The sequence below is a fragment of the Streptomyces sp. NBC_01176 genome (assembly GCF_045039825.1).
Lineage (GTDB): Bacteria > Actinomycetota > Actinomycetes > Streptomycetales > Streptomycetaceae > Streptomyces.
In genome coordinates this window covers 8,167,708-8,183,874 of record NZ_CP108600.1, presented here as the reverse complement: position 1 = coordinate 8,183,874, position 16,167 = coordinate 8,167,708, and the positions used below count along the sequence as shown (strand labels likewise).

12 protein-coding genes are annotated in these 16,167 nt (G+C 68.9%); all 12 read left to right on the top strand.

Translation table 11 applies throughout. The features are described from left to right. Positions 1-126: 126 nt before the first annotated feature. Complete coding sequence (locus tag OG199_RS35535; protein ID WP_207315887.1) at positions 127-594, top strand: NUDIX domain-containing protein; 468 nt, start codon at positions 127-129, stop codon at positions 592-594. A 3-nt stretch (positions 595-597) separates the two neighbouring features. Further along, positions 598-1,245 (top strand): hypothetical protein, encoded by a 648-nt coding sequence (locus OG199_RS35530; protein WP_405832928.1) that lies wholly within the window; start codon positions 598-600, stop codon positions 1,243-1,245. Next, on the top strand, positions 1,242-2,951 hold the full coding sequence (locus tag OG199_RS35525) for a DUF4254 domain-containing protein (RefSeq protein WP_405832926.1): 1,710 nt from the start codon (positions 1,242-1,244) through the stop codon (positions 2,949-2,951). The genes OG199_RS35530 and OG199_RS35525 overlap by 4 nt, the downstream gene beginning before the upstream one ends. A gap of 135 nt (positions 2,952-3,086) precedes the next feature. Then, positions 3,087-3,662: a phosphoribosyltransferase gene (locus tag OG199_RS35520; protein WP_390835291.1), complete on the top strand. Its 576-nt coding sequence runs from the start codon at positions 3,087-3,089 to the stop codon at positions 3,660-3,662. Beyond that, positions 3,659-4,816, top strand: coding sequence for a glycosyltransferase family 9 protein (locus OG199_RS35515; protein WP_405832924.1), 1,158 nt, complete (start codon positions 3,659-3,661; stop codon positions 4,814-4,816). Before OG199_RS35520 ends, OG199_RS35515 begins: the two co-directional genes overlap by 4 nt. Further along, the gene (locus OG199_RS35510; RefSeq protein WP_405832922.1) at positions 4,813-5,949 is read left to right on the top strand and encodes a hypothetical protein; all 1,137 of its coding nucleotides are present in this window, start codon (positions 4,813-4,815) and stop codon (positions 5,947-5,949) included. The genes OG199_RS35515 and OG199_RS35510 overlap by 4 nt, the downstream gene beginning before the upstream one ends. After that, entirely contained in the window at positions 5,934-6,698 is a 765-nt protein-coding gene (locus OG199_RS35505) for an SDR family NAD(P)-dependent oxidoreductase (protein WP_207317734.1), read from the top strand. The genes OG199_RS35510 and OG199_RS35505 overlap by 16 nt, the downstream gene beginning before the upstream one ends. Continuing rightward, complete coding sequence (locus tag OG199_RS35500) at positions 6,691-7,281, top strand: histidine phosphatase family protein (RefSeq protein ID WP_207317733.1); 591 nt, start codon at positions 6,691-6,693, stop codon at positions 7,279-7,281. The genes OG199_RS35505 and OG199_RS35500 overlap by 8 nt, the downstream gene beginning before the upstream one ends. A 257-nt stretch (positions 7,282-7,538) precedes the next feature. Continuing rightward, complete coding sequence (locus tag OG199_RS35495) at positions 7,539-9,134, top strand: TIGR02677 family protein (RefSeq protein ID WP_405832920.1); 1,596 nt, start codon at positions 7,539-7,541, stop codon at positions 9,132-9,134. 71 nt (positions 9,135-9,205) lie between these two features. Then, positions 9,206-10,555 (top strand): DUF2398 family protein, encoded by a 1,350-nt coding sequence (locus OG199_RS35490; protein WP_242644471.1) that lies wholly within the window; start codon positions 9,206-9,208, stop codon positions 10,553-10,555. Further along, positions 10,552-14,871, top strand: coding sequence for a TIGR02680 family protein (locus tag OG199_RS35485; RefSeq protein ID WP_405832918.1), 4,320 nt, complete (start codon positions 10,552-10,554; stop codon positions 14,869-14,871). Before OG199_RS35490 ends, OG199_RS35485 begins: the two co-directional genes overlap by 4 nt. Then, positions 14,868-16,148: a TIGR02679 family protein gene (locus OG199_RS35480; RefSeq protein WP_207317730.1), complete on the top strand. Its 1,281-nt coding sequence runs from the start codon at positions 14,868-14,870 to the stop codon at positions 16,146-16,148. The genes OG199_RS35485 and OG199_RS35480 overlap by 4 nt, the downstream gene beginning before the upstream one ends. Positions 16,149-16,167: the final 19 nt, after the last annotated feature.

The window sequence follows — 16,167 nt, the reverse complement described above, 5'->3', positions numbered from 1 at the left end:
TTGCTGCAGCGCTCCTACCTCACTCCCTGGGCCCGGTCTGCACCATGCTGAGTCCACCGAGCCGGGGAGCACCAAGCGGCGCTCCGCCCGTTCTCTCCTATACCGCGTTCAGAAGGAGCCAACGGAATGACCGACATCGTCAAGCGCAACGCCCGCGCCATCCTCCTCGACGGCGACGAGCTGGTCCTGATCAAGCGCACCAAGCCGGGCAGGGATCCGTACTGGGTCTCGGTAGGTGGCGGGGTCGAGGAGAGCGACGCAACCATCGAGGCGGCCCTGCACCGCGAGGTGTTCGAGGAACTCGGAGGCAAGATGGAGCGCGCCGAGCTCGTCCATCTGATTACCGACCAATTGGAAGACGGCATCGGCGTCCAGCACATCTTCGCCGCCCGTCTGGGGTCGATGGACCTGTCCGCCCGTACGGGCACGGAGTTCGCCAAGCCGGAGCGGGGCGGGTACGAGGTGGTCCAGGTGCCATTCACCGCCGAGGCCGTCCGTGAGCTGAACCTGATGCCCCCGGAGCTGGCCGACTTCATCGCCGCGAACACGCACGCGATCGTCTCCGTCCTCGACACCCCGATCCGCGAGGCGTGAGCGATGACGCGGGCCCCGGACTTCATCAGCCTCAACGGCCCTGACAACGTGGGCAAGACGACCCACCTCGTGCGGCTGGCCGAGCGGTGGGACGGCTGCCAGCCGCTGGGCGCCGTCCACGAACACGACCCCGAGCCGTGGGCGCGGATGGCGGGCGGCGACTACGCCCGATGGTGGTTCGAGACGTCCACGACCGTCGAGCTGACCGAGATGCTGCTGGCCGGCCACGCCAAGCGGGCCGCCGCCCGCCAGGCCGGGCGTACGGGCCTGCTCGACCGGGGCCTACCCATGCTCCTCGCCGTGTCCACCGCGACCTGCGTAGTCAAGGACGGGCTGACGGTGAGTCAAGCACTCAAGACCGTGACGAGCATTGCTGGTTCACGGGCAGGAGCGTCAGAGATCTCCATTCTGCTGGTCCCATCCCTAGACGCCGAGCGCAGCTACGCCATCGCCAGCGCACGCGAGGGCCGTCCCTGGACCGGGATCTACCCGGAGTACCAGAGAACGCTGCACGCGGTCCTCCTTCACCAGGTCGGCCACGGCGCCTACACCGACGTCGTGGACTGTGAGGGCCGCTCCCTGGACGACGTGCACCACGACGTACGCGATCACCTCGGTCTCACCCGAATCACTGACGGGAGTCCCCGATGACCCAGAACTCCCCGCCTCTGGTCCTGCCCGCGGGCCTGGCCCGAACCCTGGCCGCCCTCCAGGACAAGGACCAGCGCCGTTTGGACGACACCATCACTCGGCTCCACACCGTCAACGGACGCCTGTGGGACACCGAGGACCGGGTGCGTGGCACGTTACTGTCCGCCGCTCAGGTCGCTGACTGCAATCGGGAGATCGACCAACTCAACGCTGAACGCAACATGCTCGCCGAGCGGGCCGACGAGGTCCTCGGCACGCTGGCGGACGCGGGCTGCGCCGACGCGCCGCTGCATACCGAGACGCTCGCCTCCGTCGTCGACCGCCTGTCGGTACTGACGCTGCGGATCTGGCACAGCGAGCAGACTGCATCCAGGGATGAGCTGGCCCGCCGTCGCGTGCCGGCCCTCCATGGTCAGCGAGAAGAGCTGCGCGCCGCCCTCGACTCGCTGGTCACCGACGTCGTCGCCGGGCGACGACGACTTCCCGTACCGGCCCGGTTCAAGCTGTACGGCCGAGACGACGTCGCCCCCGCCGAGGTCAAGCCGAGCCGACGCCTGGACCGGGTTCTGGCATTCGGCGGGCTGAGTGAGTGCGGCAAGAGCACAAGCGCCGAGTTCGTCCGACGCATGTGCGGTGCCCAGCGCCTCAAGATCGGCTTCCTGTTGCGTCAGGCAGCCCACCGGGAGGGACTCGCGGACCCATACGCCCTATCAGCCCGGCGTCAGGCCGAACTGCTGCTCGGCGAACTGAACCGCTTCGCAGAGGCGCACGTCGACACGCGGCTGTTCACCATCGAGTCCGTGCACGACGACGCCTCGATCGCCGAACTCAAGCAACTCATGAGCGACAGGCTCCAGATCGTCTACCTGGATGCCTCATTCGCCGTCCGCGTGGAGCGGTCCGGTACGCCGGCCCCGACCGTCGCCGCGAAGGACGAGATCAAGATGAGCCGTGGCGCCCACCAGGTCGCCGCGCTCGCCGACCACGTGATCGACAACTCCGGCAGCATCGCTGCCCTGCGCGCCCGGCTTCGGCGCATCGCCGCCCCACCCGCCTCTGCGACGCTGCGCGTGGCCACCCCGTACGGGCTGGGCCTGCCGGCCGCTGTCGCCTCGGCGACGGCCGACTTCACCGACGCGGTACGGGCGTACGGCGCCGGCGTACGGCTTGCCGCCCTGACCGGCAGCCCTGGCGAGGGCACCTGGATCGCCGGCTGGTCCGACCTGGACCTGCTCGTGGTCGCTGAACACGAGGTCACCGACCGGGTCCACGAGGCCGTGAGCCAGTACCGGAGCGCCCTGAACGGTGCGGCCTCCCTCGGCCCCACCCTCGTCACCCCCGGCGAGCTGACCGCCCGGCGCCTCACTCCCCGCCTGGCCTTCGCCCTGTACCAGCTCCAGCAGGGCCAACCCGCCCTGCACGCCGCGCCCAACACCGAACTGCCGACCATCACACGCGACGAGCTCGCCCTGGCCGCCGTCCGTGAACTCCCCCAGGTCATCCTCACCATGCGCCGCCTGCGTGCCGAGGCTGGGCCGCACACCCTGCGGCAGCTCTACAAGCACCTCGTACTGGCCTGCCGCCTTCTCCTGCGCGAGCACGACCAGTGGGAGTCGGGGCCCAACCGGATCCTCTCCGCAGCCTCCCAGATGCCGGGTCTAACCGCTGCCTCCGTGCCCTCCCTGGCCGAAATCTCCAGCGCCTAGCGCGACCGCGACACCGAGCCCGTCCTCAAGCCCGTCACCGCGGCCGTCGACCAGCTCCTCGCCTGGTACGCCTCCCAGCTCGCCGCCTGAACAACCTCGCCGATTTCTTCTCCGCCATCCGACAGGAGCTTCGTCATGCCCGAAACCGTCGCCGTGCAGCCCTTCTCGGCCCGGATCGTCGAACGCCTGAGCGTCGGTGCGACCAGCCGCCGCGAGCGCGTCATCCACTCCCTGGACGGCCTTGAGGAGCCGGTCCACCCCGACACCCTGGCCACCACCGGAGCCTGCCTGTGGCGACGCCTTCAGCAGCAGGTGCCGGACGGGCTCGAGGCAGTGGACTACCTCCTCGGCCTGGATGCCGGCGGCATCCTGCCGACCGTCTCCCTCGCCGGCGCCGCCCACCTGCCGTACAAGATCGCCTGGAAACTGCACCTCCCTCTCGACGGCGCGGTCCGCTTCAGCGAACCCCACGCGATGCGCACCGACGTATTCGCGTACGGCATCACACCCGGACAGCGGATGGTCCTGGTGGACGACGAGATCACGACCGGCCGGACCCTGGCCGACCTCACCTGCCGGCTCCGCGAGGCCGGCGCGGTCCCGCTGGCTGCGGTCTGTCTGGTGGAGGACACCACGCGCGGGGCCCGCGACCTGCTCACCGGCCTCGATCTGCCACTCGTCTCCCTCACCACGATCGAGGGCACGGCGTGACCGCGGTCGCTTCGGCGAGGATCCGGTTCCACCCCGGCTCACAGGTCATCCCCGCCGGGGCCGTCCACACCACTCCGCTCGGATACGACCGGGACAGCCTCCCCGTGGGCGCCCCGCTTCCATTTCCCGCCTCCGCCGAGCTCGTCGACCGCCTGATCGGGTGCAGCGAGATAGAGGTGGCCTTCGAGGGGAAGCTCGGCGACACCCTCCTCGGCCTCTCGGCGGTCCGCGCCCTCGTCGACTGGCTGCGCGCGCGTTCGGTTCGCGTGGCCGTTCGGGCGGGAGGCCCGTACGCGGGGCTGATCGCCCGCACCGGCCTGATCACCCAATCACCCGTCACCGCGCCCAGCGGCTGGCGTGCCGTGATCGGCGACCGCCCTGGGGTCGAGGCACGCGCTTCGGAGGCTGCGGTGAGCCTGGTCCTCGATCCGGCCGCCCCACCCTGCTGGTCGAGCGACGGCCGCGCCCACCCGAGCCTGCCCGCCCGCCACTACCTGGCGCTTGAACGCCGCCTCGGTATCCGGCTGCCCGGCGCCGCGCCGTTCGCGCCCCTCCTTGCAACCGGACCGAACGAACTCGTGGAAGAACTGGCCTCGGTGGGATGGCTGAACGGCCTCACCATCGCCGCCATCACCGCCACCAGCTGGCCGGAGCGCAAGGACTACACCGCCCAGCGGTACGTCGCCCTCGCCGAGCAAATCGCCGAGGCGCAGCAGTCACAGGCCCGGCTCCTACTCATCGGCGGTGCCCAGGACGGCGGCCTCAAGATCTCTGCGGAGCCACCGAGGCGTCACGTTCAGGTCCTGCACCTCGACGGAGTGCCGGCCGACGACTTGACGGACCTCTTCCCTCGCTGCCATCTGATCGTCGGCAACGACACCGGCCTCACTCACCTCGCCGCTCTGGCACGCGGCAGCGGAGACGACGGCCCGCCGGTCGTCGGCCTGTACGCACGTCACAGTCACAGCAAATGGCGCACCGGCCTGCCTCACCACCACGCCGTCGCCACCGACCAGTCCGACCGCATGCACCAGGGCGACCTCTGCCCCGTCCGCGACGCCATAGCCCCGGACACGGACGTCCACATGGACACCTTCCCGCCCGCCTCCCTGGCCCGAGTCTGCCTCGACCTGCTGAACGAGGTAGGGCGATGACCGTCCAGCCTCGCCTGCGGATCGGTCGCTTACGACGCTTCACCCGCAACCTGCTCTGCCCCATCGACCTCCTCGGCCGCCCCCTGCTCCTGAAGTACACCCGCAACCCGGCCGAAGCCCGCCAGGAGATCCGCGGACACGCCCGCCTGGCCCGGCACTACCGCGTCCCCGCCCTCCACGCCCACCACCGCGTACCCGGCGGACACCTCCTCGCGTACGAACGCCTCCCCGGCGGAACGGATCAAGGACTCCTACTCGACCTCCTCAACACGGACGAGCCGAGCAGCGACCTTCACAACTACATGGACCGGCTCACCACCACGTACCGCGAGGTCATCCTCACGACCGCGCGGCCGACCGATCCGACCCGTGTTGTCCGCAAGCTGTACTGGGACCGCGCAGCGCCCGGCGGGCGGCTCGACACGTACTACGCCGGGAAGGACTTCCTGGTCGCCGACGGCCTCATCGACACCCCCCTGTCGCGCCTCGGCACGTACACCTTGAGCATCAACGGCCGTCGGCACCACATGGACTGGGCCGCCACCCTCCGCTGGCTACGCACCCGCTTCGCCACTCCGGAACCGATCTGGGCGGCCCTCACCCAGGGCGACCCCACCGACGTCAACCTCGCCCACCCACTCGCCTGGTTCGACTACGACACCGCAGGGATGAACAGCATCCTGGGCGAGTTCGCCAACTTCCTCTGGTACGCCTCCGCCCTCGGCGGCTGGCTCGTACCGACCTACAACCCGGCCGCCTTCGCCGACCACCCCGCGGCCTTCGATCGCGTACCGGCCAACACACCCGAGGTTCGGCGGGCGGGCGTTGACCGCACCACGAGCACCATTCACATCGATTACACCCCGCGCCTCGCAGCTCCCCGACGAGCCGCCGTGACCGCGTACTTGGACCGGCTCGTACGGCCGGTCGCGGACCGCCTCTGGTCCGGTGCGGACCTGGCGAACCTTCTTCGCCCCTACCTGGCCATGCGCATTCTCGGCGTCTACGACCTGGCCGACCTGGTCCCCGAGGACCGGCTGGTCCTTCTCGTCCGGCTCGCTGAGGCCATGAGCCCCGTCTTCGACCCCGCCGCCTACTTCTGCCCATTGGAGTCGCCATGTCAGGCCCCCTGAACGGCCGCACCGCCCTGGTCACCGGAGCCACTGGCGGTATCGGATCGGCCATCGCCCTCCGCCTCGCCGACGACGGAGCCGCCGTGCTGCTCGCCCACCTCGACGACGACGATCGGGCCGCAGCCGAGCTTGCCGCCCAGATCACCGGAAGGGGCGGTACTGCCATCCTTCTGGAAGCTGACCTCCGGGACTCCGATTCCGTACGCGCTCTCTGCCACCAGGCCCACGACCAGCGCGGCCCCGTCGGCATCCTCGTCAGCGCCGCCGGTGCCTACCCGCGCCGACCGTGGACGGAGACGACGCTCGCCCACTGGGACGACACGCTGGCCACCAACCTGACCAGCCACTACCTCCTCGCCCACGAGCTGACCTCCGCTATGACCACCGTCGGCTGGGGCCGGATCATCACGATCGGATCCGTCCTCGCCACGGCGGGCCGCCACGACCTCGCCGGCTATATCAGTGCGAAGGCTGGCCTCGAAGGACTCACCCGCGCCCTCGCCCGCGAGCTCGGCCCCGTCGGCATCACCGCGAACTGCGTCGCCCCCGGCTCCATCCGCGTCCCCGCCGAGGACACGGTCGTCGACGACCCGGAGGCCATGACCGCCCGGCAGCTCGCCCGCCAATGCGTCCAGCGCCGGGGCCTCCCGGACGACGTCGCCGCAGCCGTCGCCTTCCTCGCCACAGACGACGCCGGCTTCATCACCGGCCAGACCCTGCGCGTCGACGGAGGCTGGATCCTTGGCTGACATCTGGCTCATGCGCCACGGCGCCTACGAAGGCCACCACTCCGGCTACCACGCCCCGCACGAGGCCACCCTCACCGTGGACGGTCGCGACGGAGTACGCCGCTCCCTGCCCCTCGCCGACGGCATCACCGCCATCGTCACCAGCCCAATCCCCCGCGCCCGACAGACCGCGTCCCTCATCTCGCACCTCACGGGCCTGCCGATCGTCGCCACCTCCGGCCTCCTCGCCGAATGGCGCGCCCCGAGCATCGTCCTCGGCCGCACCGCCGAGACCTATCCGCCGGCCTACCGGGCCTGGCGCGCCCGTCGGCTCACCAACCCCTCCCTGCGCTGCGAAGACGGCGAAAGTCTCACCGACCTTCACGCCCGCGCCAGCTATTGCGCCCAGCTTCTACACCGAACCGCCCAGAGGCACGGCCCCCTCCTGGTCGTCTCCCACAAGCTCCTTCTCGGCGTTCTCACTCGCCTCCATGAGGGGCCGACCGTGTTTGCGGCTGCAGCAGCTAGCCCCTGGCCGTTCGCCGAGCGGCGTCTCTTCCCCACCCACGATCAAACCCAGCAACACCCATCAGCCCGCCGGTAGCCCGGCCCTTGGGCACCCGAGGGCCAAGGGCATCACTTGTGACCCGCCATACGCTGGCCCCTGGAAACGGCCTGGCATGTCGCCGACCAGCGGTGCCCCTGCACCTTCCATAAAGGCGAATCCGTCTCCTGGAGGAACCCAGAGGCCCCGACAGAAAAAGAGACACCCACGGACAGCGCTGCGGCAAACAGCTGGGAAACCCAGCCTCTCTCCCGGCCCCAGAGAGATTGTCAGTGCTACCTGCCAGGGTATGGGCAATGCGAGGCGAGATGAGGGCGGCTTTGGTGTTCCAGCGAGATGAGTCGGGAATCTCCGAGTCATTCGATCTTGATTCATTGACGGTGGGCGACCGCCTACGACTGTTCAGCTTCACCCAGCGTGATGACCACTTGGCATATTTGTGGGTGCTGCGGGCAATGAACGTGCTGCGGGCCGTACACCAGCTGCAGGTCCATCCCGACGACGTGGCGAGCGCGCTCAGCGAGCTCGCGAAAGCCCATGACGAGGTGCCGTCCGCCGCGGACTTGAACCTGCGGGCCATGCTCGACAACCTCTCCGGGGACAATGAGCAGGTCCTCTACCGGGTGGAGGACGCGGCGCGGTGCGGCAATTTGGCCGCATACCGAAACCGGCAGTCGGTCTACCAGTTCACGGAGATCGGTTACCGCGTCTACTGCGCCGTGGAGGAGGTCATCGGCTCCCGTGTGCAGGACGCCAACCTGTCACGGCTGGTCTTCGCCGACATCCTGGCGGACTTCAAGGCGCTGGCGGCCGCGAACCGGGAAGGCGACCGGGACGAGGTGTACCGCAAGCTCGCCCGTCTCGACAGCGTGTTGGAGGACATGACGCAGCGGGCGGCGCGTTTCTATCTGACCCTCAACGATGTGGCGCGTACGACGGATATCTCCCCGGAGACGTTCCTGCGCTACAAGCATGCGTTGCTGGCGCACATGAGTGAGTTCACGGCTGAGCTGGAACGCTACGCGCCCCGGCTGGCCGAGGTCGTGTACGAGGTGGAAGACAGTGGGGTGGAGACCCTGTTGGAGCGGGCCGCCGCAGTGGATGAGCGGCCCATGATGCGTCCGGCCGCGCGGCTTGAGGACTGGCGGCGGCGCTGGATGGGGCTGCGCCAGTGGTTCTTGGCGGAAGGTGCTGGGGAGACCAAGGCCGCCCAGCTGCAAGGCGCTACCCGCACCGCCATCTCCGGGGTCATCGCTCTGCTGCGGCAGGTGACGGAGTCGCGTCGAGGCGGGGTGAGCCGGACCACCCAGTTGCGGCATCTCGCCGCCTGGGCGGCCGGGGCGCCTGATGAGCAGGCGGCGAACGCTCTGGTGTCCGCTGCTTTCGACCTGCGCTCGGTGCGGCATCTGTCGGGCGCGCATGACGACGATGACCAGATCTCGCCGCGAACGACGTGGTGGGATGCGCCCGGGGTGGAGGTCAGCATCAGCTTGTTCCGGCATGGCAAGCGGCCGGCGCCGGGCGGCCCGCAGCCGGTCCGTACGAGCCGTGGTGCCCATGCCCGGCTGCGTGAGCAGCAGTTGGCGGATCGGGCGGCGGACCGGGAGGCCGCCACGGATCTTCTGGACCATGGGCCCCACGATCGAGTACTGAACGCGGCGGAGACGCGCGCTGTGCTCAAGCTGCTGACCCGTGCCCTGCAGGCGCGGACGATCGTGGCGGGCCGACTGCGTTCGGGGACCGGCAGCAGCGACGTCCTGACGTTGCGCCTGGTCCCGCGCGAGCGCGGCAGCCAGCTGCGGACCGAGACCGGCACGCTGCACCTGCCTGGCTTCACTCTGGAGATCAAGCCCCATGGTGCGATGCGTCGGCGCCGATCGGAGATGTCCTGATGCCCGCCCATCGCGTAGCCGCAACTGTGGAGCCTGCGGACCTTGGCTCGTACCAGCAAGCGGCCCGGCTCATGCTGCTGCACGGCGTCGTCAACGAGAGCTACCCGCGGGCCAAGGCCCTTGCGCTGGTGCTGCAGTGGGCCGACGAATTGGCCAAAGATTTCCGGGACCTGTTCGGCTACTCCTTGCAGACCAGCGCCCGTCACGCACGGCTGTTGCGGCGGCTGGATGCCTTCGATACCAGCCAGGCGTTCCTGACGGTGAAGAGCAAGAAGCCGTTCGACCGGCGACGGCTGGCCTACCTCTGTCTGATCCTGGCGTGCCTGCACCGGTCTCGGGTCGAGATCAACCTCGCCGATCTCGTCAAACTTCTCGCGCCCTCCGCCAATGCGATCGAGTACCTGGGATTCGATGCGACCGCGCCGGGTCACAAGGACGCGGTCGTTGACGTGGTGGACTGGCTGGTCGACCGCGGTGCGCTGCGGATCTCCGACGGGTCCATGGAGGACTGGGCCCGTGACCACGACCGTGGGGACGCGCTGTTCGACATCGACCACGACACCTGCGCGGCGCTGTTCCGGCCGAACAAGCCCCTGCAGCACCTGGTCAGCGCTGCTGGCCTGCTGGACACGCCGACCGCCGGCACCGGACGGGACCCCCGTCGGCGACTCGCTGCCCAGCGAGCCCGGCGGTTGCTGATCGAGTACCCGGTGGTCTACTTCGGCGACACCGACGCGGAGACGGCTATAGCGCTGCGCCAGCCCACCCTGGCCGAGGACATCGCACGGCTGACCGGGTTGCCTGTCGAACGCCGGGCCGAGGGGATCATGCTCGTCGACACCACTGGGCACTTCACCGACAAGCGGTTCCCCGGCCGTGGCGGAGCGGTCAACCGCACCGCCGGGCTGATGCTCGCGAAGATCGCGGACCTGCGGGAGGACCCGGACCGAGCCAGCAGTCTCCAGTACCTTCTGCCCGCCGATCCGGGAGAGGAACACGCGGACCTGCTGAGCCGTATCGATATGGCCCTGCCGCAGGCCGGCACGCTCGAAGCCCTGGCTCACGCCCCCCACGCGGACACCGTGCAATACGCGGACGAGGCCGATCCCGACGCCACGGAGCATGAGGACCAGACGGGCTTGCCTTTCGTGGAACACGGCACGCTGGAGCAGATGATCAACGAACTCTATGAAGAGTTCGGCCCCTCCTCCTTCACCAACAAATGGCAGGCCGATCCCGGCGGGCTGCTGGCAGAGGCGATCGCGCTCCTGGCGGACCTGTGCCTTGCCCATATCGTCCCCGGCGGAGTCCTGGTGCGGCCTGCAGCAGGCCGCTACCGCAACATCACCGCCGTCCTGCCACGTCCCGCGCTCGACGGCCAGTTCGCACTCGACTTCCCCACAGAGGAAACTTCTCGATGACGCTCATCCCTCACTCCCGCACCGCTGACCAGCCGGAGGTTCGCTTCAAGCCCACGCGCGCCGGGGTGATCGGCCTCTGGGACTACACCGACGAGGAGTTCGTCTTCGCCGACGGCCGCCTGGTCCTGCGCGGGCACAACGGCTCCGGCAAGACCAAGGCCCTCGAAGTGCTGTTCCCCCTCGTACTGGACGGTGTCCTTGACGCGCGGCGTCTTGATCCGTTCAGCGGCGAGGAGCGGACCATGAAGTCGAACCTGCTCTACAAAGAGCAGGAGTCCGCTTACGGCTATGTATGGATGGAGTTCGCCCGCACCGGACCCGATGATGAGGTCCTCGAAGCCGTCACCGTGGGGATCGGCATGCGGGTGACCAAGCCCATGTCCACGCCGGCCCGCTTCTTCTTCGTCACCGAGGGCAGGGTCGGTATCGACTTCGGCCTGCTGGATGCCGCCTCGCGCCCGCTGCGGGAGAACGCCCTGAAGAAGCTGCTGGGCGAAGGGGCCACCTACGCCACGGCGGAGGCATACCGTGAGGCGATCGATGACCGGCTGTTCGGGCTGGGCCGCGAGCGCTACAACCAGCTGGTCAATCTTCTCCTCCAACTGCGGCGCCCGCTGCTGGCCAAGGACCTCGACCCGGTCAAGGTGTCCGACACCCTCACCGCCGGACTGCGCCCCGTCGATGATGCCCTCGTCCTCCAAGCTGCCCGCGACTTCGAGAACCTCGCCGAGATCCAGGCGCTTCTCAACGCCCTTATGGGTGCAGATACCGCAGTCCGGAACTTCCTGCGTGAATACACCAGTTACCTGCGCGCCCATGCCCGTGACCGCATCGACCAGGTCTCCGGACGCATCCAGGACACGGCCACCCAATGCGAGACGATCATGGAAGCGGCGGTCGCCCGCCGCACCGCTGAACAGCAACTGACCGCGGCACAGCAGGAGCGGGATACCGGCGAACGCCGGTGCAACGAGATCGACGCCCGCCTGACCGAGTACAAGAACCACGACGCCATCAAGAAACAGGACGGGCTCAAGGAGCTGCGCGAGCGCGTACGCACCGAGCGCCTGGGTATCGCCGGCAGCGAACGCCACCTCAACCGGGCCCAGGAGAGCTTGGCCACTCTCAAGCGGGAGGCGGACCGCGCCCTCCAACGACACGATGAACTGCGCAAAGCTGCCTCCCGGCACACCCACGGCCTCATGGAAGCGGCGCGCCGTTGCGGCATCCTCCACGACGACGACACGCTGGATCTCGGTGCTGAGCTGGACACGCACATCGCGGGTCGGGTTGCCGCGCGTCGCAGCGAACTGCAGGACGTACAAGACCTGCTCGGCGCCTTCGAGGACGCCGCGAAGGACCAAGAACGCGAGCAGGAACACTGTGACGCGGCGAGCGGCGAGCTGGCTGAGACCGAGCGGCAGTCCGCCGCAACGGCCGAGAAGCTCACGACCGCCCGCGTCGAGACCGGCCGGGAGTTGGACGACTTCATCGGCCGCTGGAGCGGCAGCGACGACACCGCGGTACTGGTCGCCGCCGACGGCAACGTGCTGCGCGCGGCCATCGACGCCGTGGAGGAACCCGAAGCGGCCCCGCTGCCGGAGGTCTTCCATACCCTCGCCGACCGACGCCGCACCAGCGCACTGACCCGCGTCGAAACGTTGAAGCGGCAGCACAGCGACATTGCGGACGCCCTGCGAACCAGGCAGGCCGAGCGCGACACCGTGGCAGCCGAGGGCGACGATGCACCCCCCTCCAGTGACCTGCGCCCTGCCAGCCGCGATGAGCGGCCGGGCGCTCCGCTGTGGCAGCTCGTACGGTTCGCCGATCACATCTCCGACGGCCACGCGGCTGCGGTGGAAGGCGCCCTGTATGCGGCCGGCCTGCTCACCGCATGGCTGCACCCCGACGCTGCACTGACCGACCAGTCACTGCACGACAAGGTCGCCGACGCCTATCTGCGCCCGCTGCCTCCTGCTCAGCGACCCACCGGACGCACCCTGGCCGATGTCCTGCTCGTCGAAGATCAGCAGCACGTCAGCTCTGCTGCCGTCCAGGCTGTCCTGGCCTCCATCGCCGTCATGGACGACGCCCCGGCAGCAGACGATGCGCTGTCTGCCCCCTCGGTGACCACGGGGTCGCACTTCTGCCTCGGCGTCCAGGTCGGTGCGCATCCCAAGGCACAGCCGGAGTACATCGGGGCCACCGCGCGGGCCGCCCGCCGCCGCGAACGGCTGGAACGCCTCGAAGAATCCATCGCCGTCCTGGAAGCTGAGCGCGCCGGCATCGAGGAACAGCAGCGGTACGCGCACGAAGCGTTCGACGACTTCGACCGCGCCAGGCGTGAGCTCCCCCGCACGCAGGCGATCACCGAAGCCGTGCGTGAGGTGGCGGTAGTGGCGGAGAAGGTCGCCGGAGCCCGCCGCCGCCTCACCGAAGCACGCAAGCGACTCGACGGGGCGATCGCCCGGGCCCATGAGAAGAACCGCCAGCTTCGGCATGCCGCCACGGCCGCGCGGCTGCCCACGCATCGGGAGGAACTGGACAACGTCACCCAGGCCGTCGACGATTTCGCCGACGCCGGCAGAGCGCTCTCCTCCTGCCGTGAGCAGACCGGTGCCGCCGAGCGCGACATCGCCGGCCGCAAGGAGATCATCGAAGAGCAGACCGAGTCCTGCACAGAGCAGGCCGAGGCGCTGCAGGCGCGCAAGGACGAGTTCGCCGTTCAGGAGGAGCGTCTGCGGACCCAGGAGGCAACGCTCGAAGCCCCTCTGCAGGAGATTCTCCAGCAGATCGCGGAGTCCGAGGAACAGCTCGCGGAGGCAGAGACGACATACGGCCGTGCGAAGAAGGATGCGGAAGAGCAGCGAGACCGGCTTCTGAAGGCCGACCATGCCCTGGAGTTCGGCCGTGCAGCACTGGCCACGGCCGTGGCCGAGCAGGTGCGCACCACACTCACGCTGGAGCCGTACGCCCGGCCCGACCTTCTCGGCCTGCTCGAAGCAAACGCCGACACCATCTGGCTACCGCACGACATGTGGCCGAGCGCCGAGCAGGCAGTCCAAGCCCTCATGGACAGCCTCACCTCGCCCGAAACCTCCCGCACGGGCACGGAGGCCGCCCAAAGCGTCGTCCCGGCATCCGTCGTCTCACTGATCACCGCGCTCGACGAGGCGACCCGTGGTCGCCCGATCACCGCGAGCCTCCTGAAGACCGTCACGACAAAGATCTCCACCGCCATCACCACGCTGGAGGCGGCCCTGCTGGAATCCGACCAGGGCTACCTCTTCGAGTGGGAACCGGCCGGCGACATCATCCTGGCCCGGGTCACCGACAGCGAAGGACCCGCCCCCGTAGCGGACTTCGGACGCCGTCTGGCCGAACAGCTCGCCGACCAGAGTGTGCTCTTGGAAGACAAGGAACGCACCGTCCTGGAGGACGGGCTCCTGACCGGCCTGGCCCAGCAGATCCACGACCGCACCATCGCCGCCCGCGACCTGGTCAAAAGCATGGACGCCGATACCCGGGCCAAGCCGATGTCCTCCGGCGCGACGGTTGGCATCAACTGGGTTGTCTCCGACGCCCTCACCGACTCCCAGCAGGCCGTCAACAGGCTGCTCGACAAGGACGCCTCCGGCCTGGGCCCCGCCGGGCTGGCCGAACTCCGCTCCCACCTGCGCAGCCAGATCCGCGCCAAGGCCGCTGCCGACAAGAAGCGCAGCTACCAGCAGGTGATCGCCGAGGTCCTGGACTACCGCGCCTGGCGCAGGTTCGAACTCCGCCTGTTCCGGCAGGGCATGAGCCCGGAGGAGAAGAAGAAGGGGGAGGTCCTCACCAAGGCCAAGCACAGCGTGATGTCCGGCGGTGAGAAGTCCGCCTCCATCCACCTGCCGCTCTTCGCAGCCGCCCACGCCCAGTACAGCTCCGCATACCCCACCTGCCCGCGGCTGATCGCGCTGGACGAGGCATTCGCCGGCATCGACGAGAAGTACCGCCCCGACCTTCTCGCCCTCACGGCCAAGTTCGACCTCGACCTCTTCATGACCGGCTACGACCTGTGGATCACCTACCCCGAGGTGCCGCAGATCTCGCACTACGACATGAAGCACGACGAGGCATCCCACACCGTCTCCGCCATGCTGCTCGTCTGGGACGGCGAACAGATCCTCGACGACCTCGAATACCCAGGATCCGACGACCTGGCCGCCGAACTCCTCGGCTTCACGCCCCGTCGCCACGTCCCCGCGCAGGCAGGACTGCTCGGTGACATCCCCGACGACGAGCCGACGAGCGACGACGCCGAGGAATCAGCATGACCAAGGCAGCAGAGACATTCGAGCGATACCGGGGCCCTGAGTTCCGCCGGCTCCTGGCCGCTGCCCGGCGCTCGCTCGAGCGCAACGGCGGCGAGATCGAGGGCTCCATCGGCCTGACCAACCCGAGCACAGCCGAACGCAACGCAGTCATCGGCATCACCGGCACCTACCGCTCGCCCGACATCCGCCGCATCACCATCCCCCTCGCGGCGCTGGAGGAGAGCATCCGCAACGTCGCGGGCATGTCACTCCGCGATGTCCTGGAACGGATCGGCCCAGAGCTGCGCTTCCGCGCCGATGAGCGGACCACACTCGAACAAGCCCGGCAGAGAATCCTGGCCGAGGGCGAGACCAGCCCGCTGCACACCGAGCACCCCTGGTATCAGCAATGGCTGGCCAGCCTCGCATCCGACGGCACGATCACTGGCCTGATCAACAAGGAGGACACTCACCTCCTCAGCCAGGCTGTCCGCGTCCTGGAATTCCTCTACAACCGACCCAGCGGATCGCCCCCGGTCATGCTGCCCTCACTGGCCGACGCCACCACAGGAGACACCAAAGCCCTCAACCCCGGCCGCGGCTCTCTGCCGACCCTGGTCCTGCGGGCCCTGGCCATGGCACGCGGAATCCCGCTCGGATCAGGAGCCGAGGCCCGGCGCGAGCTGTGGGACACCTTCGACGTCATCGTCGACGACCTCGCCAGCCGCGTCCTCGTCCTCAACCTCCCCGCGACCGGACAAGGGCTGGGCCAGTGGCTTACCGACGCCGCCCGCTACGGCACCCCTTTCCACATCACGCTCCACCAGCTCATCACTCTGCCGATCACCGTGAACCTGCCAACGGTGTACGTCTGTGAGAACCCCGCCGTACTGCGCCGCGCCGCTGGCGAACTTGGCGCGAGCAGCCCACCACTGATCTGCGCAGAAGGCCGCCCCTCAACCGCCTTCCACCGCCTTGCCCGGCTCATCGTCGACAACGGCGGTCTACTGCGGTACCACGGCGACTTCGACTGGCCCGGCATCGCGATGACCAATGCATTGCTTACCCGCTACGGCGCCGAGCCATGGCGCATGAGTAGCGCGGACTATCTCAACGGCGTCCGTGCCGACATCGACCATGTCCCGCTCGACGGCAAGCCCCAGGACACGTTGTGGGACCCGAAACTCGCCGAGACCATGGCAAGGGAGAAACTCGCCGTCTACGAGGAAGCCGTCGCCGACAGCCTTCTGAAGGACTGGGCCCCTGCCGCTCACCGCCCTACGGAAGTATCTGGATAGCCGGGCCTGTCCTACCACC